The organism is Microbacterium trichothecenolyticum (genome assembly GCF_030818955.1).
Lineage (GTDB): Bacteria > Actinomycetota > Actinomycetes > Actinomycetales > Microbacteriaceae > Microbacterium > Microbacterium trichothecenolyticum_B.
The window spans coordinates 1,952,217-1,978,830 of record NZ_JAUTBF010000001.1; the positions used below are offsets into that span (position 1 = coordinate 1,952,217).

Below are 26,614 nucleotides of genomic sequence, written 5' to 3' on the forward strand. Positions count from 1 at the left end.
TGTAGAGGAATCGACCGCCTTCGTCTCGACGGGTGGCGCGCCGCTTCCCTTCGCAACCGGCTCGACCACGCCAAGCAGATGGGGCACACCATGAAAACCACGATGATCCGGGCCGTCGCCGCGCTTTCGCTCGCCGCGGCCGCGCTGATGGCGCCGACGGCCGCCAACGCCTACACCGACCCCGCGCCGGTGTCCGTCTCGCCGTCGACCGCCACGCCTGGCGGCACGGTGATCTTCACCACGACGCAGGCACCGTTCCAGGGCAGCGAGCAGATCGCCATCTCGATCAACGGTGCGAACGCGAACAGCGTGACGCTGGGGTCGGTCGCCGCGCAGACCAACAACTCCCTGTCGACGGCAGCCGACAACGGCAAGCTCAACGTGAAGATCAAGCTCCCCTCCAACGCCTCGGGAACGTACTACCTCACGTTCACGGGGCAGACGAGCAAGACCGTCCTCCACGCGAGCCTCGTCGTTTCGCCCGCGAACTCCGCCTCGAATCCCGCCAAGGGAGGCCTGGCCGTCACCGGTTTCGACGCCGGGAGAACGACCGGTCTGTGGGTCGCCGGTGGCGCGCTCGTCGCCGCGGGCGGAGCCGTCGCCATCGGAACGATCGTTCGTCGCCGTCGGCGCGTGAACGTCTAATCTGTCGCACGAGAACGCCGGAGGGGTCGCGAGACGACCCCTCCGGCGTTCTCGTTTACTCCCTCATTCGCGAAGTCCGATGGGATGAGTCTTCGTCACCTCAGCGGTGATGAGGATGGGCAGATGGTCGCTGAGCCCCTGCGGCAGCGTCTTGATGTGCGCGATGTCGAAACCGATCGACGTCGCGAAGTCGTAGTGCCCGCGGAAGACGCGATAGCGGGTGTAGGTGCGGGTATCGCTCAGCGTCAACTCATATCCCTGATCGCGGACCTTCTGCCCGAGGTTCTCTTTGAACACGGGGTAGTTGTAATCGCCGACCATGAGGGCGGGGAGACCGGGGCCGAGGTTCTGCAGCGCGGTCAACGCCGTGCGGATCTGATGGCGTCGAAGCGAGTTGAGCGCCGTCAGAGGCGCCGCGTGGAACGAGGCGACGATGATGTCCCGACCCGTGTCGATGTCGCGCAGGCGCACACCCAGCATCCGCTCTTCGGCAGGCTTGAGCACGTAGTCGTGCAGCGACTTCTTCAGGCTGATCGCCCGCACCTCCTCCGCTCGGAAGGTGTTCTCGCGGTAGTAGAGTGCGAGCCCCAAGCGGTTGCGCTGCGTCGCCTCGGCCAGCTTGAGACCTCCGATGTGTTCGGGGATATCCGTGCTGTCGCACTCCTGGAGACACAGCACATCGACCTCGTGGGTCTCTACGAGCGCGACGAGCTCACCGGCTGCCCGGTGCTTGTTCAGGTTGTACGAGATGACCTTCATGGCGAACACAGCATACGGCCGAGCGACGGGCGCGCACGGCGGGGTTGCACCGTGCCCGCGAGCGATTCGGGATTCGAGGTCATTCGTCGTCGCGGCGACGGCGCGTCTGCTCGGCTCGGACCGCCAGCAATTCGTCCGCCGGATAGCCCACCTCGGCGAGTACGAGCCCGCGAGCCGCCAGCACCTTCGTCTCGGGGATGCGCAGTCGTGCCTCGCGAATAGCCACGACGTCGTCGACCCCGATGCGCCCTTCACCCACGGCGACACAGGCCCCGACGAGCGCGCGCACCATGCTGTGGCAGAACGCGTCCGCGCGAACGTTCGCGACGAGGACGCCGTCGTCGCCTCGACGCCAGTCGTACTCGAGCAGCGTGCGGATGGTGGTGGCTTCCTCCCGCGCCTTGCAGTAGGCCGCGAAGTCATGCAGGCCGAGGAGCCGCTGCGCCGCCTCGTGCATGGCATCCCCGTCGAGGGAACTGCGGACGGTCGTCGTCCGCACTCGATCGAGAGGGTTGTACCCCGTCGCCGCATCGGCCAGCCGGTACGAGTAGCGGCGCCATACAGCGGAGAATCGGGCATCGAAGCCCTCCGGAGCGAGCGATGTCGCGCGCACCGTCACATCCGCGTAGACCCCGAGAATACCTCGCACACGGCCGGCGAGAGCCGCCACGGCATCCTGCTCGTCGTTTCGACGGCGGTGCCGCGGCAAACGGGCGATCTGATCATCGTCGAGGTCGAGGTGGGCGACCTGACCCGACGCGTGTACTCCGGCATCCGTGCGTCCCGCGACGACGAGTCGTGGCGCCCCGCCCACGATGCGGGCCAGGGCACCCTCGATCTCTCCCTGTACCGTCCGCAGCCCAGGCTGCCGCGCCCACCCTCGGAAGTGTGTGCCGTCGTAAGCGATGTCGAGACGGATACGCACGATCCCAGCCTACGCGCGCGGCGCTCCCCGGCCCTGCGCCCGACGCCACTGCCACCGATCTCGACACGAAACGACGACGCCCCCGCCGGAGAGGGCGGGGGCGTCGTGACGGAGCGGAGAGGGCTCAGGCCTTGGCGTCGTCCTCGACGGCGTCCTCGGCGGCGGCCTCTGCGGCCGCACCCTCTTCCTGCGACTCGGCGCCGGCAGCGGCGGCCTCGTCGGTGGTGATCTCCTCGGCGGGCGCCTCATCGGCAACCGGCTCCTCGGCGGCCGGGGCGGCAGCGGCAGGGGCCGCGGCGGCCGCGCTCGACGCCTTCTTGGCGACGGGCTCGAGGACGAGCTCGATCACCGCCATGGGGGCGTTGTCGCCCTTGCGGTTGCCGACCTTGGTGATGCGGGTGTAGCCGCCGTCACGTTCGGCCACGAGCGGCGCGATCTCGGTGAAGAGGGTGTGCACGACCTCCTTGTCACCGATCACGCCCAGCACACGACGACGCGCGTGCAGGTCGCCGCGCTTGGCGAAGGTGATGAGGCGCTCGGCGAGCGGACGCAGGCGCTTGGCCTTGGTCTCGGTCGTCTTGATGGACTTGTGCGTGTACAGGGCTGCCGCGAGGTTCGCGAGAAGCAGACGCTCGTGGGCCGGGCCGCCTCCGAGGCGGGGACCCTTCGTGGGCTTGGGCATGTCGTGTTACTCCAGTGAAAGGTTCGTCGGGTCCGACGGGGTCAGACGGTCTCTTCGTCGTAGCCGCTGTAGAACTGGGCGCCGTCGAAGCCGGGCACCGAGTCCTTGAGCGACAGGCCGAGGGAGGTGAGCTTGTCACGCACCTCGTCGACCGACTTCTGACCGAAGTTGCGGATGTTCATCAGCTGCGTCTCGGAAAGGGCGACCAGCTCCGAGACGGTGTTGATGCCCTCGCGCTTGAGGCAGTTGTACGAGCGGACCGAGAGATCGAGGTCCTCGATCGGCATCGACAGCTCGTTCGAGAGGACGGTCTCGACCGGCGCGGGGCCGATCTCGATACCCTCGGCCTCGACGTTCAGCTCACGGGCGAGACCGAACAGCTCGGTGAGGGTGCGACCGGCCGAGGCCACGGCGTCGCGCGGGGCGATGGAGGCCTTGGACTCGACGTCGAGGACGAGCTTGTCGAAGTCGGTGCGCTCACCGGCACGGGTGGCGTCGACGCGGTAGCTGACCTTGAGCACCGGCGAGTAGATCGAGTCGATCGGGATCTGACCGGCCTCGGCGTACTCGTTGCGGTTCTGCGTCGCCGAGACATAGCCGCGGCCGCGCTCGATCGTCAGCTCGAGCTCGAACTTGGCGGTGTCGTTGAGCGTGGCGATGACCAGCTCGGGGTTGTGCACCTCGACGCCGGCGGGAGCGGAGATGTCGGCGGCGGTGACCTCACCGGCGCCGGTCTTGCGCAGGTACGCCGTGATGGGCTCGTCGCGCTCGCTCGAGACGACCAGCTGCTTGATGTTCAGGATGATCTCGGTGACGTCTTCCTTCACGCCCGGGATGGTGCTGAACTCGTGCAGCACGCCGTCGATGCGGATGCTCGTGACGGCCGCGCCGGGGATCGACGACAAGAGGCTGCGACGCAGCGCGTTGCCGATCGTGTAACCGAAGCCGGGCTCCAGCGGCTCGATGACGAAACGGCTGCGGAACTCCCCGATCTTCTCCTCGGTCAGAGTGGGACGCTGTGCGATGAGCACTATGTGTTCCTTTCGATCACGTGCCCGCTATATGACACGTGTAATGGGGTGAGGTGTTGAGTTGTACTCGCGGGATGCCGCGTCACCTGAGCGGTGGGGTACGGCCTCCGGAAGTCTTTTTCGCGCGGGAGCGCGGCGTTCCCGGGGAGCGAAAGTGCTCCCCGGGAACGGACGCGTCAGACGCGGCGACGCTTGGGCGGACGGCAGCCGTTGTGGGCCTGCGGCGTCACGTCCTGGATCGAGCCGACCTCGAGGCCGGCCGCGGTCAGCGAGCGGATCGCGGTCTCACGACCCGAACCCGGACCCTTCACGAAGACGTCGACCTTCTTGACGCCGTGCTCCTGAGCCTGGCGAGCGGCCGACTCCGCGGCCATGCCGGCGGCGTAGGGCGTCGACTTGCGCGAGCCCTTGAACCCGACACCGCCGGACGAGGCCCAGCTGATGACGGCACCCGAGGGGTCGGTGATCGAAACGATGGTGTTGTTGAACGTCGACTTGATGTGGGCCTGGCCCACGGCGATGTTCTTCTTCTCTTTGCGGCGCGGCTTGCGCGCGGCGGACTTGGCCTGTGCCATGTGCGTTCTCCTGAATCCTGACGCTCAGCCCGCGGCTTAGCGCGCCTTCTTCTTGCCGGCGACGGTGCGCTTGGGACCCTTGCGGGTACGCGCATTCGTCTTCGTGCGCTGACCGCGCACCGGGAGGCCGCGGCGGTGGCGCAGGCCCTCGTAGGAACCGATCTCGACCTTGCGGCGGATGTCGGCGGCGACCTCGCGACGGAGGTCACCCTCCACCTTGTAGGTGCCTTCGATGTGGTCGCGAAGCGCGACCAGCTGGTCGTCGGTGAGGTCCTTGACGCGGACGTCCTGGCTGATGCCAGTGGCGTTCAGGATCTCGACGGAGCGGGTGCGGCCCACGCCGTAGATGTAAGTAAGTGCGATCACCACGCGCTTGTCGCGCGGGATGTCGACGCCGGCGAGACGTGCCATGCGGCTCTCCTCAGAGTGTCGTGGAGGTATGGAGCAGGATCGGTGCTCGGGCCTCCGCCCCGAGGTGTCCCCCGTCCGCTCGCGCGAACGGGATCTGATCCTGCCGGTGTGTGTTCAGTTGGAAAAGTGTCGAGCCGAAAGCTCAGCCCTGACGCTGCTTGTGGCGCGGGTTGCTCTTGCAGATCACCATCACGCGGCCGTGACGACGGATCACCTTGCAGTGGTCGCAGATGGGCTTGACGGAGGGATTGACCTTCATGATGTTCCTGTTTCGCTGTCTTCGAACCGCCGGAGCGGTCGTTACTTCTCGGCCGGACTCAGCGGTAGCGGTAGACGATACGACCACGGGTGAGGTCGTAGGGGCTCAGCTCGACGACGACACGGTCCTCGGGGATGATGCGGATGTAGTTCTGCCGCATCTTGCCCGAGATGGTGGCGAGCACCTTGTGACCGTTGGTCAGCTCGACACGGAACATCGCGTTGGGCAGTGCCTCGGACACCGTGCCCTCGATCTCGATGACACCGTCTTTCTTCGCCATAAACTCGCTCACGCTCAGTTGCAGACCGGCCGGTCTGCGGTGGATGGGGGTTCGGTACTTCGACACGCCAATAAAGGCGCAACGCACCAAAGATCGATCATACGTGGTAATAACCCTCCCGGCAACTCGCCGGGCGTGTCCTCACCCGTTCAGGCGCGCGACAATATCTTTCTGCGGGTCGCCCGACAGGTCGGTCTTGTTGGTCAGGACCGTCCCGTCGATCGCGATGGTGGGGGTCTGAATACTCGTGGCACCCGCCTGCAACGGAGTCTTCTCAGTCATCGCCGTCACGAACTTCGTGTACGTGCCGTCAGAGATGCAGGACGATACGGCGTCGGACGCACCCGCGCTCGTGGCGACGGAGGCCAGCGTCGCGTCATCGAGTCCCGCCGTGTTCTCTTTCGGCTGCTGCGCGTAGAGCGCCTTGACGAACGCCGACACCGCGCCGGGGTCGTCGACAGCGACGCAGTAGGCGGCATTCGCCGCACGCGTCGAGTAGTCGGTGCCCTGCGAGAGACGGTCGAGAATCGCGATCGGGTGGATGTTCAACGTGATGCTGTCTGCGTCAACCAACTGCTGCAGCGTGGGGCCGTAGGACTGCTCGAACGAGTTGCACACCGGGCACATGAAATCGACGTACGTGTCGACGGTCTTCGGTCCCGACCCCACCGCGATGGCGCCGGTGTCGGTGTTCACCGCGGACGACTGCGGGAGAGTGCCGGGAGAGGTGGCCTGGCTGTTGGCGAACCACACGACACCGCCCACGACGAGCACGACGACGACCGCGGCAGCCGTCACCCCGATCGCGAACCAGTTCGTCGCTTTGCGCGCGGCAGCCATCATCATCAGTCGATCTCCTTCGGCACCACACCGAACGGCGCCAGCTTCTCGGCACCGCCGTCATGCGCGGTGAGGACCCAGATGCCCCCATCATGCACGGCGACGCTATGTTCCCAGTGGGAGCCGGCCGTCCCGTCGACCGTGGAGACGGTCCAGCCGTCGTCCTCGACGAAGGTCTCCTGATCGCCGATGACGACCATCGGCTCGATAGCGACAGCGAGGCCGGGGCGGATCTCGGCTCCTCGATCCGCCGTGGCGTAATTGAAGATGCTCGGCGACTCGTGCATCTTCCGGCCGATACCGTGACCGACGTAGTCGCGCAGGATGCCGTAGCCCCCGTCGGGCGCGTTCTCGTCGATGTAACGCTCGATGGCGGCTCCGACCTCGCCGAGGTGGGAGGCGCGGCTGAGCGCGGCGATCCCGGCCCACAGCGACCCCTCGGTCACCTCGGACAGGCGTCGACGGGGCGCGACGAGCTCTTCCGACGCCTCACCAGGCACGATCGCGGTGAACGCCGAGTCGCCGTTCCATCCCCGGAACTCCGCACCCGCGTCGACGGAGACGATGTCGCCGGGCTGGAGAGCGCGGCTTCCGGGGATGCCATGCACGACCTGCTCGTTGACCGAGGCGCAGATCGTGTGCCGATAGCCGCGGACCATCTGAAAGTTCGACTTCGCGCCGCGTGAGGTGATGACGGCGGATGCCGCGGCATCGAGGTCGAGGGTCGTGACACCCGGCGCGATCAGGGCGCGTACGGCATCCAAGGCATCAGCCGTGATCAGACCCGGTTCGACCATCGAGCGCAGTTGCGCGGGCTTCTTGTAGATCGACGAACGCAGCACCACGTCAGACAGCCGACGGCGCGACGATGCCGCGCGCCTCCAACGCCGCGAAGATGCGGGCGGTGACCTCGTCGAGCGTTCCGACGCCGTCGATCTCGTCGACGATTCCGCGCGTGCGATAGACGTCGAGGATCGGCGCCGTTTCCCGCTCGTAGATGCCCAAGCGCGTGGCGATGGCCTCTTCGGTGTCGTCGGTGCGCCCCTGCTCGGCGGCACGGGCGGTGAGGCGGGCGACGGATTCGTTGCGCGGGACGATCAGCGCGATGACGGCGTCGAGCTTCTCGTCGCGGCCGCCGAGGAACTGGTCCAGGTGCATCACCTGGGCGAGGTTGCGGGGATATCCGTCGAGGAGGAAGCCGTCCGCGGCGTCGGCCTGCCCGAGGCGATCGCGCACGACCGCGCTGGTCAGCTCGTCGGGCACGAGATCGCCCGCGTCGAGGATCGACGTCACCTGGAGGCCGAGTTCGGTGCCCTCTTTGACGTGGGCGCGGAACACGTCGCCCGTCGACACCACGGCGATGCCGAGGGCATCGCCCACTCGGACGCCCTGTGTACCCTTGCCCGAGCCCTGGGGCCCCACGATCAGAAGACGCGCGGTCATCGCAGCAGCCCTTCGTAGTGACGCTGCTGGAGTTGCGCGTCGATCTGCTTCACCGTCTCGAGGCCGACACCCACGATGATGAGGATCGACGCCCCGCCGAAGGGGAAGTTCTGGTTGGCACCGACCGTCGCGAGAGCCACGAGGGGCAGCAGCGCGATGAGGCCGAGGTAGATCGATCCCGGGAGCGTGATACGCGTCAGCACGTAGTCGAGGTACTCCGCCGTGGGACGGCCGGCACGGATGCCGGGGATGAAGCCGCCGTACTTCTTCATGTTGTCTGCGACGTCGACCGGGTTGAACGTGATCGCGACGTAGAAGTAGGTGAAGCCGACGATGAGGAGGAAGTAGATCAGCATGTACAGCGGGTGGTCGCCGCGCGTGAGGTACTGCGAGATCCACGTGACCCACGCGGCCGGCTCCTGACCCGCCTGGGGCTGATTGAACTGCGCGATCAGCGCGGGGATGTACAGCAGCGACGAGGCGAAGATGACGGGCACGACGCCGGCCATGTTGACCTTGATCGGAATGTACGTGTTCGTCCCGCCGTAGGTGCGACGGCCGACCATGCGTTTGGCGTACTGCACGGGGATACGGCGCTGCGACTGCTCGACGAACACGACGAGCGCGACGATCACGATGCTGACCGCCAGCACGAGGAGGAAGACCTCCACGCCGCGCGTGTTCAGGATCGCCAGCATGGCACCCGGGAAGGTGGCCGCGATCGAGGTGAAGATGAGGATCGACATGCCGTTGCCGACGCCGCGCTCGGTGACGAGCTCCGCGAACCACATGACGAGGCCGGTACCGGCGGTCATGGTGATGATCATGAGCAGCTGCGCCCACCAGATGTCGTTGGTGAGCAGCTGCTGGCACTCGGGGACGCCCGCCGAGCCGAAGAGTTGGCCGGAACGGGCGACGGTGACGAGGGTGGTCGACTGCAGCAGGGCGAGCGCGATCGTCAGGTAACGGGTGTACTGCGTGAGCTTGGCCTGACCCGCCTGCCCCTCTTTGTAGAGCGTCTCGAAGTGAGGGATGACCACGCGCAGGAGCTGGACGATGATGGTCGCCGTGATGTAGGGCATCACGCCGAGCGCGAAGATCGACAACTGCAGCAGCGCGCCACCGGAGAACAGGTTGACCAGCGAGAGCAGTCCCTCGGTACCGCCCGACTGGTTCAGACACTGCTGGACGTTGGGGAAGTCGACGAAAGGCGTCGGAACGTGGGCACCCAGCCGGTAGATGGCGATGATGCCCAGCGTGAAGGCGATCTTCCGCCTCAGGTCGGGCGTGCGGAAAACCCGCGCGATGGCGCTGAACAAGGGAGGATCCTCCAGAACGATCTCGGCACGCGACGGGGCGCGCACCGAATCAGCCTAATGCAGAAGGGGCCGACGGCCGTAAGGCCGCCGGCCCCTTCTGGGTCGAGCGTCAGTTGACGGAACCGCCAGCGGCGACGATCTTCTGCTCGGCGGAGCCGGAGACCTTGTCGACCGAGACGGTCAGCGCGACCGAGATGTCGCCGGTGCCGAGCACCTTGACCTTCTCGTTCTTGCGCACGGCGCCCTTGGCCACGAGGCCGGCGACCGTGACGTCACCGCCCTGCGGGTAGAGCTCGGCGAGCTTGTCCAGGTTCACGACCTGGTACTCGACGCGGAACGGGTTCTTGAAGCCGCGCAGCTTCGGGGTGCGCATGTGCAGCGGCATCTGCCCACCCTCGAAGCCGACCTTGACCTGGTAACGGGCCTTGGTTCCCTTGGTACCGCGACCGGCCGTCTTACCCTTCGAGCCCTCACCACGACCCACACGGGTCTTGGCGGTACGGGCGCCCGGGACGGGACGCAGGTGGTGGACCTTGAGCACGCCGGGGCGCGCCGCGGGAGCTTCCTTCTTCTCGGCCGTCTTACGGGCCGAGGCCTTCTTCGGGGCGTCGACCGTAGCGGTCTCGTCCTTCTTGTCAGCCATTAGTCGATCTCCTCAACCTTGACGAGGTGGGCGACGGTCTTGACGTAACCGCGCGTCTGCGCGTCGTCGGGACGGACGACCGAGTCGCCGATCCGCTTGAGACCGAGCGAACGCAGCGTGTCACGCTGGTTCTGCTTCTCGCTCACCTTGGACTTGATCTGCGTGACCTTCAGACGCTCGGCCATCAGGCACCTACCTTCTGAGCGGCGGCTTCGGCGCGCACGAGGCGGGCCGGAGCGACCTGGTCGAACTCCAGGCCACGGCGGGCAGCCACGGCACGGGGCTCTTCGAGCGACTTCAGCGCCTCGACGGTCGCGTGCACGATGTTGATCGTGTTCGACGAGCCGAGCGACTTCGACAGTACGTCGTGGATGCCGGCGCACTCGAGGACGGCGCGGACGGGACCACCGGCGATAACACCGGTACCGGCGGCGGCGGGGCGCAGGAGCACCACACCGGCGGCAGCCTCACCCTGGACGGGGTGCGGGATGGTCGAGCCCGAGCGGGGAACGCGGAAGAAGTTGCGCTTGGCCTCTTCGACACCCTTCGAGATGGCGAGGGGGACTTCGCGGGCCTTGCCGTAGCCGACACCCACCACGCCGTTGCCGTCGCCGACGACCACGAGCGCGGTGAAGCTGAAGCGACGACCACCCTTGACGACCTTCGACACGCGGTTGATCGTCACGACGCGCTCGAGGAACTGGCTCTCGTTGCGGTCGCGCGAACCACGGTCGCGCTGGTTGGCGTTGCGCTCGCGACCACCGCGACGCGGCTCACGCTCACGCTCGGCGGGCGCCGTGGCCGCAGCCGCACCCTCAGCCGGGGCAGTCTGGTCGGTCACTTCGGTCTCCTTGTTGTCACTCACAGGTTCAGCCCTCCTTCGCGGGCACCGTCGGCGATCGCGGCGACGCGACCGGCGTACCGGTTGCCACCGCGGTCGAACACGACGTCGGACACACCGACGGCCTTCGCACGCTCGGCGACGAGCTCGCCGACCTTGCGGGCCTTGGCGGTCTTGTCACCGTCGAAGCCGCGCAGGTCGGTCTCGAGGGTGGAGGCGGAGGCCACGGTGTGGCCCTTGCTGTCGTCCACGACCTGGACGAACACGTGGCGCGCGGAGCGCGTCACGACGAGGCGGGGACGAAGCTCGGTGCCCACGACCTTCTTGCGAAGACGCGCGTGGCGACGAGCACGAGCGACGGACTTTGTCTTGACAGCCATGGTCACTTACCACTCTTTCCGGCCTTGCGGCGGACGACCTCGCCCGCGTACCGCACACCCTTGCCCTTGTAGGGCTCGGGCTTGCGGATCTTGCGGATGTTGGCTGCGGCCTCGCCGACGGCCTGCTTGTCGATGCCGCTCACGGTGAGCTTGTTGTTGCCTTCGACCGTGAGGGTGATGCCCGCGGGCGGGTCGATCAGGACGGGGTGCGAGAACCCGAGGGCGAACTCGACCGAGCTGCCCTTCTGGGCGACGCGGTAACCCGTGCCGACGACCTCGAGGCCCTTGGTGTAGCCCTGGGTGACACCGATGATGTTGTTGTTGATGAGCGTGCGGGTCAGGCCGTGGAGCGACCGCGACTCGCGCTCGTCGTCGGGGCGGGTGACGAGAACCTGGTTCTCTTCGACCGACACCTCGAGGGGCTGGGCGACGGTGAGCGCGAGCTCGCCCTTCGGGCCCTTGACGGAGACCTCCCGGCCGTTCACCGAAACGGTGACGCCGGCGGGGATGTCGATGGGAAGACGTCCGATACGCGACATGGTCAGATCACCACACGTAGGCGAGGACTTCCCCGCCGACGCCCTTCTGCTCGGCCTGACGGTCGGTGAGGAGACCGGAGGAGGTGGACAGGATGGCGACGCCGAGCCCGCCGAGGACCGTGGGGACCTCGGTCGACTTCGCGTACACGCGGAGGCCGGGCTTGGAGACGCGCTTGATGCCGGCGATCGACCGCTCGCGGTTCGGGCCGTACTTCAGCGTCATGTTGAGGGTCTGGCCGACGCGTGCGTCCTCGACGTTCCAGTCGGCGATGTAACCCTCCTGCTTGAGGATGGCGGCGATGTTGGTCTTGAGCTTCGAGCTCGGCATCGACACGGAGTCGTGGTGCGCCGAGTTCGCGTTGCGCAGACGGGTCAGCATGTCTGCGACCGGGTCTGTCATCGTCATGTGTTGCTTCTTTCTTTCATGAGGTTTCGCCTGCCGTTACACGACAGGCGACCTTCGATGACGGGCCCCCGGGGGTCCGGGGGCCCGGGGTGTTACGCCTGAGCGTCGGCCGCCTGGAACGGGAAGCCGAGCTGACGCAGCAGAGAGCGGCCCTCGTCGTCGGTCTTGGCGGTGGTGACGATGGTGATGTCGAAACCACGCACGCGGTCGATGCGGTCCTGATCGATCTCGTGGAACACGGACTGCTCCTGGAGACCGAAGGTGTAGTTGCCGTTGCCGTCGAACTGCTTGGCCGACAGTCCGCGGAAGTCGCGGATGCGGGGCAGTGCGAGGTTGACCAGGCGGTCCACGAACTCCCACGCGCGGTCACCGCGGAGGGTGACGTGCGCGCCGATGGCCTGGCCCTCGCGCAGCTTGAACTGCGCGATGGACTTGCGAGCCTTCGTGACGACGGGCTTCTGACCGGTGATCTTGGTGAGGTCGTCGACCGCACCATCGATCACCTTGCTGTCACGAGCGGCCTCGCCGACACCGGTGTTCACGACGACCTTGACCAGGCCGGGGATCTGCATGACGTTCTCGTAGCCGAACTCGTCCTGCAGCGCCTTCTTGATCTCGGCGTTGTACTTCTGCTTGAGGCGGGGCTGGATCTTGCCAGTCTCCGCGGCAGTCACGGTGCTCATGTTCAGAGGTCCTTGCCTGACTTCTTCGCGAAGCGCACGCGGACGGTGCGCTTGACGCCGTCCTTCACCTGCTCCTCGACCCGGTGACCGACACGGGTCGGCTTCTTGGTCGAGGGGTCGACGAGCGCGACGTTGGAGATGTGGATCGGGGCCTCGAACGTCTCGATGCCACCGGTCTTGGTGCCGCGCTGGGACTGGCCGACGCGGTTGTGCTTGGTGACGTAGTTCACGCCTTCGACGATGACGCGGTTCTGCTCGGTCAGGACCTCGAGGACCTTGCCCTGCTTGCCGCGGTCGCCACCACGCTCGGGCTTGGCGCCCGTGATGACCTGAACCAGGTCACCCTTCTTGATTTTCGCCATGATCAGATGACCTCCGGGGCGAGCGAGACGATCTTCATGAACTTCTTGTCGCGAAGCTCACGGCCGACCGGTCCGAAGATGCGGGTGCCGCGGGGCTCCCCGTCGTTCTTCAGGATCACGGCGGCGTTCTCGTCGAACTTGATGTACGAGCCGTCGGGACGGCGGGTCTGCTTCACGACGCGGACGACGACGGCCTTGACCACGTCGCCCTTCTTGACGTTTCCACCGGGGATCGCGTCCTTGACCGTGGCGACGATGACGTCGCCCAGGCCCGCGTACCGACGGTTGGAGCCGCCGAGCACACGAATCGTGAGCAGCTCCTTGGCGCCGGTGTTGTCGGCGACCTTCAGCCGGGATTCGTTCTGAATCACTTTTTACTCCTTGGGTTCCAAGCGAGCCGCGAGGCTTACTTGGCCTTCTCGAGGATCTCGACCAGGCGCCAGCGCTTGGTGGCGCTGAGCGGACGGGTCTCGTTGATGACGACGAGGTCGCCGATGCCCGCCGAGTTGGTCTCGTCGTGCGCCTTGACCTTGGAGGTGCGGCGGATGACCTTGCCGTAGAGCGGATGCTTCACGCGGTCCTCGACCTCGACGACGATCGTCTTGTCCATCTTGTCGCTGACGACGTAGCCGCGACGCGCCTTGCGGTAGCCGCGGGCGTTCTCGTCACGCACATCGTGCTCGGCGTGCTCGTGACCGGCGACCTGCGCCTCGGCCTTCTTCGCGGTAGCCATTACTCCGCCTCTTCCTTCGCGGCGTCGTCAGCGGCATCCGCCTTCTTCGCCTTGCTCTTCTTCGCCTTCGCCGGGGCCTCGACCGGGGCCGGGGTGGCGCGGATGCCGAGCTCGCGCTCACGGATCACCGTGTACAGACGCGCGATGTCGCGCTTGACTGCACGGATGCGACCGTGGCTCTCGAGCTGGCCGGTGGCCGACTGGAAGCGCAGGTTGAACAGCTCTTCCTTGGCCTTGCGCAGCTCCTCGACGAGGCGCTGGTCTTCGAACGTGTCGAGCTCGCTCGGGGCGAGCTGCTTGGTGCCGATCGCCATTACGCGTCGCCCTCCTCGCGCTTGATGATGCGTGCCTTCAGCGGCAGCTTGTGGATGGCACGGGTCAGTGCTTCACGAGCGAGTTCCTCGTTGACACCCGCGACCTCGAAGAGGACGCGGCCCGGCTTGACGTTGGCAACCCACCACTCGGGGGAACCCTTACCCGAACCCATGCGGGTTTCAGCGGGCTTCTTCGTGAGCGGACGGTCGGGGTAGATGTTGATCCACACCTTTCCACCACGCTTGATGTGACGGGTCATCGCGATACGAGCGGACTCGATCTGACGGTTGGTCACGTAAGCGGGGGTCAGAGCCTGGATGCCGAACTCACCGAACGACACCGCGGTGCCGCCGGTGGCCTGGCCCGAACGACCGGGGTGGTGCTGCTTGCGGTACTTGACCTTGCGGGGGATGAGCATTACGCCGACGCTCCTTCTGCCACGGGGGCCTCGTTGCGCGGGCCACGGCGACGGTCGCCACCGCGGTCGTCACGACCGCGCGACTTCGGCGCGTTGGCCTGCTCGCGGGCGAGCTCCTTGTTGGTGAGGTCGCCCTTGTAGATCCAGACCTTCACGCCGATGCGGCCGAAGGTCGTCTTGGCCTCGTAGAAGCCGTAGTCGATGTTCGCGCGGAGCGTGTGCAGGGGCACACGGCCTTCGCGGTAGAACTCCGAGCGGCTCATCTCGGCGCCGCCGAGGCGGCCCGACACCTGGATGCGGACACCCTTGGCGCCGGCACGCTGTGCGCCCTGCAGACCCTTGCGCATCGCACGGCGGAACGCCACGCGAGCGGTGAGCTGCTCGGCGACACCCTGCGCGACCAGCTGAGCGTCGGCCTCGGGGTTCTTGACCTCGAGGATGTTCAGCTGGATCTGCTTGCCGGTGAGCTTCTCGAGATCGGCGCGGATGCGCTCGGCCTCGGCGCCGCGGCGACCGATCACGATGCCCGGGCGGGCCGTGTGGATGTCGACGCGGACGCGGTCACGCGTGCGCTCGATCTCGATGTTGCTGACGCCGGCGCGGTCGAGCGACGTGGTCAGCAGGCGACGGATCTTGATGTCCTCGGCGAGGTAGTCGGCGTAACGCTGACCGGCCTTCGTCGAGTCCGAGAACCACCGCGACACGTGGTCGGTGGTGATGCCGAGGCGGAAGCCGTACGGGTTGACCTTCTGTCCCATTACTTGCTCGCCTTCTTGTTGGCGCGAGCCGGGGCAGCCTCAGCGTTCTCCGGCGTCGCGAGCACGACCGTGATGTGGCTCGTGCGCTTCTTGATCTGGAAGGCGCGACCCTGTGCGCGGGGCTGGAAACGCTTCAGCGTCGTGCCCTCGTCGACGTACGCGTTCTTCACGTACAGGTCGGCGTCATCCAGGTATTCGTTCGTCTTGTCGGCCGTGACGCGAGCGTTCGCGATGGCCGAGGCGACGAGCTTGTAGATCGGCTCGCTCGCACCCTGCGGTGCGAACTTCAGGATCGCGAGAGCCTCTTCGGCCTGCTTTCCCTTGATGAGCGCGACGACACGACGAGCCTTCTGAGGGGTCACGCGGATGTGTCGCACGCGTGCGATGGACTCCACCATTTCTCTCTCCTCCTCGGTCGCCTTAGCGGCGACGGCCCTTCTTGTCGTCCTTCACGTGGCCGCGGAAGGTGCGGGTGGGCGAGAACTCGCCCAGCTTGTGGCCGACCATGGTCTCGGTCACGAACACGGGGATGTGCTTGCGACCGTCGTGCACGGCGATGGTGTGTCCCAGCATGGCGGGGATGATCATCGAACGGCGCGACCAGGTCTTGATGACGTTCTTGGAACCGGCTTCGTTCTGCGAGACGACCTTGCGAAGCAGGTGCTCGTCGACGAAGGGGCCCTTCTTAAGGCTGCGAGGCATCTTCCTCTACTCCTACTTGCGCTTCTTGCCGGCGGTGCGACGGCGGACGATCAGCTTGTCGCTTTCCTTGTTCGCGTGGCGGGTGCGGCCCTCGGCCTTACCCCACGGCGACACAGGGTGACGACCACCGGAGGTCTTACCCTCACCACCACCGTGCGGGTGGTCGACCGGGTTCATGGCGACACCACGCACGGTCGGGCGGACGCCCTTCCAGCGCATGCGGCCGGCCTTGCCCCAGTTGATGTTCGACTGCTCGGCGTTGCCGACCTCGCCGATCGTGGCGCGGCAGCGCACGTCGACGTTGCGGATCTCGCCCGAGGGCAGACGCAGCTGCGCGTAGGGACCGTCCTTGGCGACCAGACGCACCGAGGCGCCGGCCGAACGGGCCATCTTCGCACCTCCACCGGGACGCAGCTCGATCGCGTGGATCACGGTACCGGTGGGGATGTTGCGCAGCGGCAGGTTGTTGCCGGGCTTGATGTCGGCGCCGGCACCCGACTCGACGACGTCGCCCTGCGACAGCTTCGCGGGAGCGAGGATGTAGCGCTTCTCGCCGTCGGCGTAGTGCAGCAGCGCGATGCGCGCGGTGCGGTTGGGGTCGTACTCGATGTGCGCGACCTTGGCGTCGATGCCGTCCTTGTCGTTACGACGGAAGTCGATCAGACGGTACTGACGCTTGTGGCCACCACCGATGTGACGCGTGGTGATGCGGCCCTGGTTGTTGCGGCCACCGGTCTTCGACAGCGGGCGCAGCAGCGACTTCTCGGGCGTCGATCGGGTGATCTCGGCGAAGTCGGCCACCGACGAGCCGCGGCGACCGGGGGTCGTGGGCTTGTACTTGCGAATAGCCATTGTTCTTGTCCTCTATCCCGACCGTCAGCCGACAGACGTGAAGATGTCGATGGTGCCCGACTTCAGCGACACGATGGCGCGCTTGGTGTCCTTGCGCTTGCCGGTGCCGAAGCGGGTGCGACGGGCCTTGCCGACGCGGTTGATCGTGTTGACCGAGGCCACCTTGACGCCGAAGATCTTCTCGATGGCGAGCTTGATCTCGGTCTTCGACGAGCGGGGGTCCACCAGGAAGGTGTACTTGCCCTCGTCGATGAGCGAGTAGCTCTTCTCGGAGACGACCGGCTTCAGGATGATGTCGCGCGGGTCCTTGTTGACGGCGGTCATGCCGAGACCTCCTCGGTGGCAGCGGTCTTCGACGCGACGAACGCGTCGTAGGCGGCCTTGGTGAAGACGATGTCGTCCGAGACGAGCACGTCGTAGGCGTTCAGCTGGCCGAAGGTCAGCACGTGGACGTACGCGAGGTTGCGCACGCTCTTGACGGTCAGCTCGTCGTCACGGTCGATGACCACGAGGACGTTCTTGACGGCACCCAGGGCCGTGAGCGCAGCGGCGGCCGCCTTGGTCGAGGGCGCGCCCTCGATGCCGAAGCTGTCGACGATGTGCAGACGCTGGCCGCGAGCACGGTCGCTGAGCGCGCCCAGGAGGGCGGCGGCGATCATCTTCTTGGGGGTGCGCTGGCCGTAGTCACGGGGCTTGGGGCCGTGGACGATGCCACCACCGGTCATGTGCGGCGCGCGGATGGAGCCCTGACGGGCGTTACCCGTGCCCTTCTGCTTGAAGGGCTTGCGGCCGGCACCCGAGACCTCGCCACGACGCTTGGTCGAGTGCGTGCCCTGGCGAGCCGCGGCACGCTGCGCCACGACGACCTGGTGGATGAGGGGGATGTTCGTCTTGACGTCGAAGAGGTCGGCGGGCAGCTCGACGGAGCCGGCCTTCTTGCCGTCGGACTTCACGACGTCGAGCGCGAGAGTCGAGTCAGCCATGATCAGGCACCCTTCACTGCGTTGCGGACGTAGACGATGCGGCCACGAGCACCGGGGACGGCGCCCTTGACGAGCAGCAGACCCTTCTCGGCGTCGACGGCGTGCACCGTGAGGTTGAGGACGGTCACGCGCTCGCCACCCATACGGCCGGCCATGCGCATGCCCTTGAAGACGCGGCTCGGGGTCGAGGAGGCGCCGATCGAACCGGGCTTGCGGTGGTTGCGGTGGGCACCGTGCGAAGCGGACACACCCTTGAAGTTGTGACGCTTCATGACACCCGCGGTGCCCTTGCCCTTGCTGGTGCCGACGACGTCGACCAGCTGACCGGCCTCGAAGAGACCGTCGACGGTGAGCTCCTGGCCCAGCGAGTAGTCGGCGGCGTCCGCCGTGCGCACCTCGGTGAGGTGGCGGCGCGGGGTGACGCCGGCGGCCTCGAAGTGGGCCGTGAGGGGCTTGTTCACCTTGCGGGGGTCGATCTGGCCGTAGCCGATCTGCACGGCGTTGTAGCCGTCCTTCTCGACCGAGCGGAGCTGGGTCACGACGTTCGGGGCGACCTCGATGACGGTGACGGGAACGAGCTTGCCGTTCTCGTCCCACACCTGGGTCATGCCGAGCTTGGCGCCGAGGAGGCCCTTGGAGATCTTGGAGTTGATGTCAGCCATGTCGAACCTCAGAGCTTGATCTCGATGTTGACATCGGCCGGGAGGTCGAGACGCATCAGCGAGTCGACGGCCTTGGGCGTCGGGTCGATGATGTCGATGAGGCGCTTGTGGGTGCGCATCTCGAAGTGCTCGCGGCTGTCCTTGTACTTGTGGGGCGATCGGATGACGCACACGACGTTCTTCTCGGTCGGCAGGGGAACCGGGCCCACCACGGTGGCGCCGGCACGGGTCACGGTGTCGACGATCTTGCGCGCCGACGAATCGAGTCCGGCGTGGTCGTACGACTTCAGGCGAATGCGGATCTTCTGTCCCGCCATTGTCTGCTCTCTCTCTTTCTCGCGTCTTACCCGACCTGGGGCATTGGACGCACGGTGGTGCTGACGCACCCTGGCACTTCCCCTCGCTCTCGCGAGAGATGCTGCACCGCTGTTCAGCTGTCAAACCGGACGCCATGGCATCCGGCCCGCCCCGCGCACGCACGCGTGCGAATCCCGTGAAGGATGAGGGGTTCGGTGTGGTGTTCTGCTGCCCGCGGCCCAGGACCCTGCGCTTGCGCGCCGCCTGTGCACTGCCCTGACAGTGATCCTGGCGCGCGCCGAGCGCACGCCGGAATGTGGAACTGGACTAGTCTACGGACCCGGTGAGCGTGTCGCAAACCCGGGCGTGTCGCGCTCGGCGGATCCTCAGATTCCGTGTCCGCACGACGCGGCGCCGCCCCCGATTCCCGGGAACGGCGCCGATGAGAGGGGGCGTCAGGAGTTGCCGATGTGTTTGTCGACGTTGGCCCGCGTCTCGTCGATCTTGGCGTGATGCTCGACCGGCACCACCTTCTTGATGGCATCGGCCGCGCCGTCGAGCACCTTGTCGCTCACCTGCTCGGCCTTCTCGCTCTTGAGCGCCTCTTCGATCTTGTCGCGATTGTCGTCGAGGAGCTTCCTGCCCTTCGCGATGATGTCGTCCACACCCATCTGCGTCTCCTTCGTGACCGGTGCCGGCGCGTTACCGGCGCGATGATTTTCATTGTGAAGGGGATGCCTCGGCGAGGAAAGGCCTGCCGCCCGGGTGCGCGCGTGGTGTATCAGCCCGCCGATCCCGCGAGGAGCGGATCGCACGAAGAGTCGACGCTCACGGGTGTGTCGCTCGCCGTCGGCGTGTGCCGAAGGTCGAGGGGGCCGAGCGCTCCCCCCGGGAGCTGGACCGTGTACGACACCGTCCTGGTCTCGCCCTGTCCGAGCGTCACCAGACGACTCTCACCGGTGTTGGCGTTCTCGACACCGCTTCGCGACAAAGAGGGGATGTCTCCATCGACGGGATCCATCGCCGTGATGGTCGCGCCCGGCGGGGCGAAGAAGAGAGTGTCGAGCATCATGGTCGTCTGGGGCAGGCCGTATTCCTTGTTGCGGAATCCCAGGGTGTAGGCGTTGGTGATGTCATCGGTGATGTCATTACGCATGGTCATCGCGACCGTCACCGTGCGATCCGCCGCACTGCACGTGGCCGAGACCTCGGTCTTCAGGTGATACTCGAGCTTCCCGATCGAGAAGTCGTTCAGATAGATGCCGAGCTGGGTCGATGCGGTGTTGTCGGCACGCAGTCCTCCGTCGAGGCCGGCCTCCGTCACCAACGCCTGAGCCTGCTCGTCGGCGAACCACAGATTTATGCGCTGCTCCTGCGCGCTGCGCGTGAGCTGGTCGAACATCGCCACGGGGTTCCACTGCCCGCCGGCGAGTCGGGCGAAGACCGTCGACGACACCGTGGCGAAGAACACGTCCGACGAGCGACCGTTGTCCCCGGCGTCCCCGTACCGCTGATAGGCATCGCTCAGCAGAAGCTTCACGGCGTTCTCGGCCGTGATCTGCTCGCCCGTGGGAAGGTCGACGGGGCCGAGGACCTCGAGCAGGTGCGAGAGCACCACCGGGTCGATCGACATCACGCCGTCGAACTGTGAGCCGTCGGTGCGCTTCCACAGCGACTCGAAGAGACGAGCCGTGGTCGGGAAATCGGGTGTGAAGGTGAAATCCTGCGAGTACCGCGTGAACGTGTCGGGGTACAACGCCAGGGTGCTTTCGGGAAGGTCGAGCGCCGATCGGCCGGCTTGTCCCGCGGCATAGAACGCCATGGAATCGGACTGCTCTTTCAGCTGGATACGTCCGTTGTCGACGACCATCACACTCGATGCCGCCGGATTTCCTCCCGTCGCGCGGATCTCGGCGTTGTTCTGGAACACAACGAGATATGTCTTGGGACCGTCTCCGCCGGCCGCTGCCAGCAGCGACGGGAGGTACTTCTGCACCAGGGTGAGCGACGGCGCCGCCTGATCGACGATCTGCGCCACCTCATCGAGCGGCTCGGTGACGATGGGGAGCAGAAGGGCCCGGTCGATACCGTCGGTGATCGTCTTCGCGTCGGTGAACGCGGCGGTGATCTCGGGGAGCGCCCCCTCGGCCTGACGGAACGGCTCCAGATTGATCCCGCCGCCCTCGACGGCGAGCGAAGAGAAGTCGGATGCCGAGAGCAGGGCGACCGTGGGCGGCAGAGCCCGGCTCGTCAGGTCACGCGTCATCGCGGTGAGCTCCTGGACGGCCTGCGTGTTCTCTTTCACCACGGGGATCGAAGAGGCGAGATCCCACAGCGGCCCCGACGACCCGGCATCCGCCCGGTCCGTCATCTCGAGAACCTCGCCGGAGACCTGGTTCAGTCCGGCGATGTCGCGGTTCGCCACGATCTGCGGCACGAACGACAGCTTGGTCTGCGCGCCGAGGAGATCGGTGCGTACGACGCCCGCTTGATGCAGGAACGCCAACGAGATCGCGGCGAACGCGAACGCGACGAACGCGCACGCACCAAGGGTCCAGGCGGCGATCGCCGCGGCAACGCGGCCGCGCCGCGTGCCGGCCGCCGGCGCGTCTGACGGGAGACGACGCCGGCGGAGAGGTTCGGGAGCGGGAGCCGTCACGAGGCTGCACCCGGAATGACATCCGTCGGATCGGGCACCGGCACGACGGGCGGGGGTTCTTCCGTCCCGGACGGCTCGGGTTCGGGCTGAGGCTCGGGCCCGGGTTGGGACGGCGACGGCGACGGCGACGGCTCGGGAGTGTTGGCGTTGTCGGGGGAGCCACCCGTGTTCGTTCCACCTCCGGCGTCGGAGTCGCGGCTCGTGTCGGAGGAGCCGCCGCCCGAGTTACGGGGCGTGGTCGGCATCGTCTCCCGTTCCTCTTGCTCCGCAGCGACGACACGGGCATTCTCCGCACGCAGGGCGTCGACCGCCGCGGCGTACGCGGGCATGTCCGACAGGCCGTCGCCACCCGCCCGCTGGGCCGCCGTCACACGCGCAGCCGAATCGGTCACCGCATCGCGGAAAGCCTGCGCCGCGGAATCGTTCGCCGCAACGATCGTGGCCGCCTCCGCCTGGATGGCGGTACCCAATGTCGTCAACTGCCCCCGATAAGAGGAGATCGTGGCGACGATCGTGGCCCGCGCGTCCCGGGCGGCGGTCAGCAGCCCGGGGAGCGTCTCGCGGGCCAGGTGCACACCGTCGATCGCACGGCCGACCTCGCTGAGCGACTTCTCGTCGATCGATCCCCGCGCATACGTCGGGACCGACACCGTCCGGGCGGACGATGCGGCCTGGGCCAGAGCGGCCCGGCCCGCCTCGGCAGCGCTCAAGGGCGCAGACTCCACCCGGCCCTGCAGACTCGCGAGTACCGGCGCGCTCGACTCCGCCAGACTGCTCGCCTCTGCCACCGATGCCGTGTACAGATCGACCGCGGTCTGGAGAACCTTCGTCTCGTTGGCAAGCTCCGCCTCGCGCTCGCGGAGGCTGACCATGGCGTCATCCGCCGGATTCGCGGTGGCACGCTGGACGACCGCGAACGACGCCGTGCCGATGAGCGCGAGGACTGCCAGCGCGGAGACCGCGATGCTCAGGTAGTTCGCCGCGCCACCCTTCCTCCGACCACCGAAGAGAGGACGACGACCCACCTGAGCCAATTCGGGAGCGGCCCACCCCTCGTCGGATTCTCCACCCGTGCGCTCGCCCACCAGCGCCGACAGTGCTGTCGCCGAGGAGGCGGAACCGGGACGTGAGGGCGCACCCGTCAATGTCGTGAGATCAGCGGTGCCGCGACGAGGGACGTCGGCGGCAGGTCCGCCTATCAGTGCCTGGAGGTCTCCGGGGCGCGACCCCTCGCCCGTGGGAGCCGTCGCACCGACCATCGTCCGAAGTGCCGCCGTGTCGACCGCGCGAGTGCCCACGGAAGAGGCCGTCGGTTTTCCCACCAATGCACGAAGCGCCGATTTCCTGTCGTCACCCCGCGGTGAAGGGCGGGCGGAGGATTCAGCCGTCCCCGCCTCCCCGAACAACGTCCTGAGATCGTTCATGGTGCCTCCGCGGCACCATATCCGGTGCCGTTCTGCAAATGTCGTAGGGTTGTCCCGGGGGGCGCCAGGATTGGCGCGGAATGCTCCGGGAAAGAATAGCCCGAGAATTCTGCGCGCACCTGCCGGGCACCCTTTGACCTTCCGACGGGCGAATGGACAAGGCTTGGAACTGCGCGATTATCTCCGGATCCTGCACCGCAACTGGATCCTCATCCTTGCGCTGACCGTGCTCGGGGGCGCGGGGGCCTACGGCTACTCACTCCTTCAGACTCCCTCGTACGAAGCGGAGACACAGCTCTATGTCTCGGTTCGCTCCGACAGCTCGGGAGTGAGTGAACTCGCCCAGGGGACGACGTTCGCCCGCCAGGCAGTGGTCAGCTTCGTCGACGTGATCGACAGCGCCCTCGTGCTCGATCGGGTCATCGACGACCTCAACCTCGACACCACCGCGCAGCGACTGGCGAGCTCGATCCAGGCATCCTCCGCCACCAACTCGGTCATCATCACCGTCAAGGTGTCGAACCCGAACGCGGAACTCGCGGCATCCATCGCCAACTCCGTCGGCTCGAACTTCTCCGACGTCGTGGTCAACCGGCTCGAGAAGCCGGACGGCGACACCGCCAGCCTGGTCAAGGTGGAAACCATCGCCCCCGCGCTGGTTCCGACGTCTCCGGCCACGCCCCGGGTCCCGCTGAACGTCGCCATCGGCATCATCATCGGCCTCGCCCTCGGACTCGGCATCGCGATCCTGCGCTCCGTCCTCGACACGCGCATCCACTCGCTGCACGACATCGAGGCGGCGACGGAAGCCCCCGTTCTGGGAGGCATCTCCTTCGATCCGGATGCCAAGAAACGTCCGCTCATCGTGCACGCCGACCCCCGCAATCCCCGTGCCGAGTCGTTCCGCAGCCTGCGCACCAACCTGCAGTTCATCGACGTGGACGGTTCATCGCGCTCGTTCGTCGTCTCGAGCGCAGGCCCCGGTGAGGGCAAGTCGACCACGACGGCGAACCTCGCGATCGCCCTCGCCGAGACCGGCGCGCGCGTCGTGCTCGTCGACGGCGACCTGCGCCTTCCGCGCGTGGCGGACTACATGGGCATCGAGGGCGGCGTCGGACTCACCGACGTGCTCATCGGTCGCGCGGAACTCGTGGACGTCCTGCAGCAGTGGGGCACCGGCAAGCTCTTCGTCCTGCCCTCGGGCCGGACGCCTCCCAACCCGTCGGAGCTCCTCGGCAGCCAGGCCATGCAGCGCACGCTCGAAGCCCTCGCCGACGCCTTCGACTACGTGCTCGTCGACGCACCCCCGCTTCTGCTGGTCACCGATGCGGCTGTCGTGTCGCGCTTCACCAGCGGCGTGCTGATGGTCGCCGCATCCGGCACGACCAAGAAGCCCCAGCTGACCGCCGCGGTCGAGAAGCTCGAGGCGATCGGCAGCCGACTGTTCGGCGTCATCGTGACGATGCTCCCCTCGAAGGGTCCTGACAGCTACGGGTACGGGGCGTACTCGTATGCCGCACAGGACGGCGCGGCGGACGTCGCTCGAGACGGCCGACGGACACGGCGGGACAAGACGGAGCAGCGATGACGTTCACCATCCTGTCGGTGTGCACGGGGAACATCTGCCGCTCCCCCGTGGCGGAGCTCATCCTGGCCGACGCGCTCGCCGGTGTCGCCGACGTGCAGGTCGAGAGCGCCGGCACCGGTGCGCTCGTCGCCCATGGCGTCCCGGTCCCTGCGCAACTGCTCGCTGCGCAACGAGGGATCGATACGACCGCCCACCGCGCCCGTCAGGTGGACACGTCGATGATCCGAGGCGCAGATCTCATCCTGACGATGGCGAGAGAGCACCGGCGTGCGGTCGTGGAGCACGTCCCGGCCGCCATGCGCCGCGCGTTCACACTGCGCGAGCTGGCTCGTATCGCCGACGTCGTCGAGGCCGACGTCCCGGCAGCGCTCGCCGCGGCGAACGCGACCACGGCCACCCAAGGGATGGCGGCCGCCGTGTCGCTCGCGGCGGCGATGCGGGGAACCGTGCCTCCCCCCGCATCTCCTGAAGAGTTCGACATCGTCGACCCATATCGCAGGTCGGACGAGGTCTACGCCGCCTCGTTCTCGGAGCTGGCGCCGGCCGCCGACCGCGTCGCAGGCTTCCTGTTGCACGCTGCGCGACTCGCGCAGCCGTCGTCCTGATCGATCTCGCCGTCAGGACTCCCCGAGGGCGCATCCCCCACGCATAGGCGCCTTCCGGCACCGGGGTTTGACTGACCTCGATCGCCTCTGCGGCTCGGCGATACCATCGGCGGCAGCCGACATCCCGATCAGGAGCACACGTGTCATGCGTAAGTCTGCTCGTTCTTCCCTCCCGACGCTCCTCTGCCTTGCGAGCGTGCTCGTCGTCGTCCTGACGGTCGGCAGCGCCGCGCATGCGCAGTCGCGGTCGCCGTCGACCGCGCCCTCTCCGACCGCCTCCGCATTCGCGGTCGACGCACTCTCGGTGGACCGGGCCCCGAGCGCGGGCGGCGAGACGGTGACGCTCAGCGGCCACGGCCTCGTCGACCCCGTCCACGTGAAGTTCGGTGACGCCGACGCACCCGCCGTGTCGACCGTCGAAGCGGGCCCCACCATCTATCTGGGCGCCTCCGACAATCGGGGGGCGAGTCACTTCGCCGCAACGACAGGCCGGGATCCCGCCGTGATGAACAAGTTCCTGCGCTGGGCACAGGGATCGGCCACGGAGTTCAACGACTTTCCCGCGGAGTGGGCGAGAAAGATGCATCAGCGCGGCATCATCCCGATGCTGACATGGAACCCCACCTACCGCTCGAGCACGTGCACCGCCTTCGACGGGCAGTGCCCGATGAGCCTCGCGAGCATCGCCGACGGCGATTACGACCCGGAGATCACGGCGTTCGCCGAGCAGGTGGCGAAGACGGGGGTGCCGATCTTCCTCCGGCTGATGCACGAGGCGAACGGGGGCTGGTACCCGTGGAACGTCCGCAAAGAAGCAGATCGAGCGCAGTTCATCGCCGCATGGCGTCACGTGCACGACATCTTCGATCGGGCGGGAGCCTCGGACGTCTCCTGGGTGTGGTGCCCCAATGTGGAGAAGGCGGACAGCAGGCATGCCGTTGCATTCCGCACGTTCTATCCCGGAGATTCATACGTCGACTGGGTCGGTCTGGATGGGTACAACCGCCACGCGAACAGGAGTTTCGCGACCATCTTCGGTCCGAGCATGGCGCAGCTGCGCACGCTGACCACGCGCCCGGTGATGATTGCAGAGATCGGCAGCGCCGAGTTCGACAAGGGCCAGAGGGCGCAGTTCCTAGCCCAGACGTTGGAGACGTTGCCGAAGGAGTTCCCCGAGGTGCGGGCATTCCTTTACATGATGAACAGCGTCGATGTCTCGCTTCATCCCCGCGACGAGGCGCGTGACGCTTTCACCGGCCCCGCCGCGCAGTCATATGCGGGACCCGGCCTCGCGAATGTGAGCGCCGGGAAGATCCTCCCGGTCCAGGGCACACGATCCGTGAGCGTGACGGTCCCCCCTCACCCGCCGGGAGAGGTCTCCGTGACCGTGACGAACGGGGCCGGGCAGAGCACGAGCCTCGGCGAACCGTTCACCTTCACAGCACCCCACGCGCGCGGACGCAGCGACGGCTCGCCGGGGTTCATCGTCGCGGTGGGAGTCGCGGTCGCCCTCGCGGTCGCAGGGGCTCTGGTCATCGTGACGCGGCGACGGCGCGCCCGCGTTCGGGCGCGCACGCGAACAATCTCGTGAACGC

At 67.0% G+C, this 26,614-nt stretch carries 39 protein-coding genes; 4 read left to right on the top strand and 35 right to left on the bottom strand.

The genetic code is table 11. The annotated features are described in order from the left end of the window. Positions 1 to 90 precede the first annotated feature (90 nt). A complete protein-coding gene (locus QE412_RS09335; protein ID WP_307482678.1) occupies positions 91 to 645 on the top strand; it encodes a hypothetical protein in 555 nt (184 codons plus the stop codon). 63 nt (positions 646 to 708) lie between these two features. Here QE412_RS09335 and QE412_RS09340 read toward each other — a convergent pair whose 3' ends face one another. From QE412_RS09340 to QE412_RS09510, 35 genes are all read right to left on the bottom strand, one after another. Next, entirely contained in the window at positions 709 to 1,404 is a 696-nt protein-coding gene (locus tag QE412_RS09340) for an endonuclease/exonuclease/phosphatase family protein (protein ID WP_307482681.1), read from the bottom strand. A gap of 79 nt (positions 1,405 to 1,483) precedes the next feature. Further along, positions 1,484 to 2,329 (bottom strand): tRNA pseudouridine(38-40) synthase TruA, encoded by an 846-nt coding sequence (truA, locus tag QE412_RS09345; protein ID WP_307482683.1) that lies wholly within the window; start codon positions 2,327 to 2,329, stop codon positions 1,484 to 1,486. A gap of 124 nt (positions 2,330 to 2,453) precedes the next feature. After that, positions 2,454 to 3,011 (bottom strand): 50S ribosomal protein L17, encoded by a 558-nt coding sequence (gene rplQ, locus QE412_RS09350; RefSeq protein ID WP_307482686.1) that lies wholly within the window; start codon positions 3,009 to 3,011, stop codon positions 2,454 to 2,456. 41 nt (positions 3,012 to 3,052) lie between these two features. Further along, entirely contained in the window at positions 3,053 to 4,042 is a 990-nt protein-coding gene (locus tag QE412_RS09355; protein ID WP_058230893.1) for a DNA-directed RNA polymerase subunit alpha, read from the bottom strand. A 176-nt stretch (positions 4,043 to 4,218) separates the two neighbouring features. Then, complete coding sequence (gene rpsK, locus QE412_RS09360) at positions 4,219 to 4,617, bottom strand: 30S ribosomal protein S11 (RefSeq protein ID WP_013583990.1); 399 nt, start codon at positions 4,615 to 4,617, stop codon at positions 4,219 to 4,221. Between the two features lie 36 nt (positions 4,618 to 4,653). Beyond that, on the bottom strand, positions 4,654 to 5,028 hold the full coding sequence (gene rpsM, locus QE412_RS09365; protein ID WP_013583991.1) for a 30S ribosomal protein S13: 375 nt from the start codon (positions 5,026 to 5,028) through the stop codon (positions 4,654 to 4,656). A 142-nt stretch (positions 5,029 to 5,170) separates the two neighbouring features. Beyond that, complete coding sequence (rpmJ, locus tag QE412_RS09370; RefSeq protein ID WP_005050492.1) at positions 5,171 to 5,287, bottom strand: 50S ribosomal protein L36; 117 nt, start codon at positions 5,285 to 5,287, stop codon at positions 5,171 to 5,173. Positions 5,288 to 5,345: 58 nt separating this feature from the next. After that, entirely contained in the window at positions 5,346 to 5,567 is a 222-nt protein-coding gene (infA, locus tag QE412_RS09375; RefSeq protein WP_013583992.1) for a translation initiation factor IF-1, read from the bottom strand. Positions 5,568 to 5,708: 141 nt separating this feature from the next. Further along, positions 5,709 to 6,413, bottom strand: a complete 705-nt coding sequence (locus QE412_RS09380) for a DsbA family protein (protein ID WP_307482691.1) — start codon at positions 6,411 to 6,413, stop codon at positions 5,709 to 5,711. Beyond that, the gene (gene map, locus QE412_RS09385; RefSeq protein WP_307482694.1) at positions 6,413 to 7,252 is read right to left on the bottom strand and encodes a type I methionyl aminopeptidase; all 840 of its coding nucleotides are present in this window, start codon (positions 7,250 to 7,252) and stop codon (positions 6,413 to 6,415) included. Before map ends, QE412_RS09380 begins: the two co-directional genes overlap by 1 nt. A gap of 1 nt (position 7,253) precedes the next feature. Next, on the bottom strand, positions 7,254 to 7,850 hold the full coding sequence (locus QE412_RS09390; protein WP_307482696.1) for an adenylate kinase: 597 nt from the start codon (positions 7,848 to 7,850) through the stop codon (positions 7,254 to 7,256). After that, on the bottom strand, positions 7,847 to 9,169 hold the full coding sequence (gene secY / locus QE412_RS09395) for a preprotein translocase subunit SecY (RefSeq protein WP_307482698.1): 1,323 nt from the start codon (positions 9,167 to 9,169) through the stop codon (positions 7,847 to 7,849). Before secY ends, QE412_RS09390 begins: the two co-directional genes overlap by 4 nt. 109 nt (positions 9,170 to 9,278) lie before the next feature. Further along, a complete protein-coding gene (rplO, locus tag QE412_RS09400; RefSeq protein ID WP_307482700.1) occupies positions 9,279 to 9,812 on the bottom strand; it encodes a 50S ribosomal protein L15 in 534 nt (177 codons plus the stop codon). Beyond that, complete coding sequence (rpmD, locus tag QE412_RS09405) at positions 9,812 to 9,997, bottom strand: 50S ribosomal protein L30 (protein ID WP_013583998.1); 186 nt, start codon at positions 9,995 to 9,997, stop codon at positions 9,812 to 9,814. Before rpmD ends, rplO begins: the two co-directional genes overlap by 1 nt. Then, positions 9,997 to 10,677 (bottom strand): 30S ribosomal protein S5, encoded by a 681-nt coding sequence (rpsE, locus tag QE412_RS09410; protein ID WP_373426543.1) that lies wholly within the window; start codon positions 10,675 to 10,677, stop codon positions 9,997 to 9,999. Before rpsE ends, rpmD begins: the two co-directional genes overlap by 1 nt. Then, positions 10,674 to 11,033: a 50S ribosomal protein L18 gene (rplR, locus tag QE412_RS09415; RefSeq protein ID WP_043361012.1), complete on the bottom strand. Its 360-nt coding sequence runs from the start codon at positions 11,031 to 11,033 to the stop codon at positions 10,674 to 10,676. The genes rpsE and rplR overlap by 4 nt, the downstream gene beginning before the upstream one ends. 2 nt (positions 11,034 to 11,035) lie before the next feature. After that, positions 11,036 to 11,572: a 50S ribosomal protein L6 gene (rplF, locus tag QE412_RS09420; protein WP_058623966.1), complete on the bottom strand. Its 537-nt coding sequence runs from the start codon at positions 11,570 to 11,572 to the stop codon at positions 11,036 to 11,038. A 7-nt stretch (positions 11,573 to 11,579) separates the two neighbouring features. Continuing rightward, positions 11,580 to 11,978, bottom strand: coding sequence for a 30S ribosomal protein S8 (gene rpsH / locus QE412_RS09425; protein WP_094736305.1), 399 nt, complete (start codon positions 11,976 to 11,978; stop codon positions 11,580 to 11,582). 92 nt (positions 11,979 to 12,070) lie between these two features. Further along, on the bottom strand, positions 12,071 to 12,661 hold the full coding sequence (gene rplE, locus QE412_RS09430) for a 50S ribosomal protein L5 (RefSeq protein WP_307482704.1): 591 nt from the start codon (positions 12,659 to 12,661) through the stop codon (positions 12,071 to 12,073). Between the two features lie 2 nt (positions 12,662 to 12,663). Further along, complete coding sequence (gene rplX / locus QE412_RS09435; RefSeq protein WP_307482707.1) at positions 12,664 to 13,023, bottom strand: 50S ribosomal protein L24; 360 nt, start codon at positions 13,021 to 13,023, stop codon at positions 12,664 to 12,666. Positions 13,024 to 13,025: 2 nt separating this feature from the next. Next, positions 13,026 to 13,394 carry a 50S ribosomal protein L14 gene (gene rplN / locus QE412_RS09440; protein WP_013584005.1) on the bottom strand — a complete coding sequence of 123 codons (369 nt, stop codon included), beginning with the start codon at positions 13,392 to 13,394 and terminating at the stop codon, positions 13,026 to 13,028. Positions 13,395 to 13,429: 35 nt separating this feature from the next. Further along, positions 13,430 to 13,756, bottom strand: coding sequence for a 30S ribosomal protein S17 (gene rpsQ / locus QE412_RS09445; RefSeq protein ID WP_058596244.1), 327 nt, complete (start codon positions 13,754 to 13,756; stop codon positions 13,430 to 13,432). Further along, complete coding sequence (gene rpmC, locus QE412_RS09450) at positions 13,756 to 14,070, bottom strand: 50S ribosomal protein L29 (RefSeq protein ID WP_058623969.1); 315 nt, start codon at positions 14,068 to 14,070, stop codon at positions 13,756 to 13,758. Before rpmC ends, rpsQ begins: the two co-directional genes overlap by 1 nt. Then, positions 14,070 to 14,489 carry a 50S ribosomal protein L16 gene (gene rplP, locus QE412_RS09455; protein WP_307482710.1) on the bottom strand — a complete coding sequence of 140 codons (420 nt, stop codon included), beginning with the start codon at positions 14,487 to 14,489 and terminating at the stop codon, positions 14,070 to 14,072. The genes rpmC and rplP overlap by 1 nt, the downstream gene beginning before the upstream one ends. Further along, positions 14,489 to 15,247, bottom strand: a complete 759-nt coding sequence (gene rpsC / locus QE412_RS09460; protein ID WP_013584009.1) for a 30S ribosomal protein S3 — start codon at positions 15,245 to 15,247, stop codon at positions 14,489 to 14,491. The genes rplP and rpsC overlap by 1 nt, the downstream gene beginning before the upstream one ends. Further along, complete coding sequence (gene rplV / locus QE412_RS09465) at positions 15,247 to 15,645, bottom strand: 50S ribosomal protein L22 (protein ID WP_094736300.1); 399 nt, start codon at positions 15,643 to 15,645, stop codon at positions 15,247 to 15,249. Before rplV ends, rpsC begins: the two co-directional genes overlap by 1 nt. A 22-nt stretch (positions 15,646 to 15,667) precedes the next feature. Beyond that, entirely contained in the window at positions 15,668 to 15,949 is a 282-nt protein-coding gene (gene rpsS, locus QE412_RS09470; RefSeq protein ID WP_013584011.1) for a 30S ribosomal protein S19, read from the bottom strand. Positions 15,950 to 15,961: 12 nt separating this feature from the next. Further along, positions 15,962 to 16,801 (bottom strand): 50S ribosomal protein L2, encoded by an 840-nt coding sequence (gene rplB, locus QE412_RS09475; protein ID WP_013584012.1) that lies wholly within the window; start codon positions 16,799 to 16,801, stop codon positions 15,962 to 15,964. Between the two features lie 24 nt (positions 16,802 to 16,825). Beyond that, positions 16,826 to 17,125, bottom strand: coding sequence for a 50S ribosomal protein L23 (rplW, locus tag QE412_RS09480; protein ID WP_055833695.1), 300 nt, complete (start codon positions 17,123 to 17,125; stop codon positions 16,826 to 16,828). Then, positions 17,122 to 17,784, bottom strand: a complete 663-nt coding sequence (rplD, locus tag QE412_RS09485; RefSeq protein ID WP_307482717.1) for a 50S ribosomal protein L4 — start codon at positions 17,782 to 17,784, stop codon at positions 17,122 to 17,124. The genes rplW and rplD overlap by 4 nt, the downstream gene beginning before the upstream one ends. Before the next feature lie 2 nt (positions 17,785 to 17,786). After that, the gene (rplC, locus tag QE412_RS09490) at positions 17,787 to 18,446 is read right to left on the bottom strand and encodes a 50S ribosomal protein L3 (protein WP_307482720.1); all 660 of its coding nucleotides are present in this window, start codon (positions 18,444 to 18,446) and stop codon (positions 17,787 to 17,789) included. 8 nt (positions 18,447 to 18,454) lie between these two features. Continuing rightward, positions 18,455 to 18,763 carry a 30S ribosomal protein S10 gene (gene rpsJ, locus QE412_RS09495; protein WP_013584016.1) on the bottom strand — a complete coding sequence of 103 codons (309 nt, stop codon included), beginning with the start codon at positions 18,761 to 18,763 and terminating at the stop codon, positions 18,455 to 18,457. A gap of 435 nt (positions 18,764 to 19,198) precedes the next feature. Then, positions 19,199 to 19,414 (bottom strand): hypothetical protein, encoded by a 216-nt coding sequence (locus tag QE412_RS09500; RefSeq protein ID WP_307482722.1) that lies wholly within the window; start codon positions 19,412 to 19,414, stop codon positions 19,199 to 19,201. Between the two features lie 110 nt (positions 19,415 to 19,524). Further along, positions 19,525 to 21,402, bottom strand: a complete 1,878-nt coding sequence (locus QE412_RS09505; protein WP_307482725.1) for a DUF4012 domain-containing protein — start codon at positions 21,400 to 21,402, stop codon at positions 19,525 to 19,527. Continuing rightward, on the bottom strand, positions 21,399 to 22,700 hold the full coding sequence (locus tag QE412_RS09510; protein ID WP_307482727.1) for a hypothetical protein: 1,302 nt from the start codon (positions 22,698 to 22,700) through the stop codon (positions 21,399 to 21,401). The genes QE412_RS09505 and QE412_RS09510 overlap by 4 nt, the downstream gene beginning before the upstream one ends. Before the next feature lie 289 nt (positions 22,701 to 22,989). Here QE412_RS09510 and QE412_RS09515 point away from each other — a divergent pair, with 289 nt between their 5' ends. From QE412_RS09515 to QE412_RS09525, 3 genes are all read left to right on the top strand, one after another. Further along, positions 22,990 to 24,414, top strand: coding sequence for a polysaccharide biosynthesis tyrosine autokinase (locus tag QE412_RS09515; RefSeq protein ID WP_307482729.1), 1,425 nt, complete (start codon positions 22,990 to 22,992; stop codon positions 24,412 to 24,414). Beyond that, positions 24,411 to 25,019: an arsenate reductase/protein-tyrosine-phosphatase family protein gene (locus QE412_RS09520; protein WP_307482731.1), complete on the top strand. Its 609-nt coding sequence runs from the start codon at positions 24,411 to 24,413 to the stop codon at positions 25,017 to 25,019. Before QE412_RS09515 ends, QE412_RS09520 begins: the two co-directional genes overlap by 4 nt. Positions 25,020 to 25,164: 145 nt before the next feature. After that, entirely contained in the window at positions 25,165 to 26,610 is a 1,446-nt protein-coding gene (locus QE412_RS09525; RefSeq protein WP_307482733.1) for a glycosyl hydrolase, read from the top strand. The last annotated feature ends 4 nt before the right edge of the window (positions 26,611 to 26,614 follow it).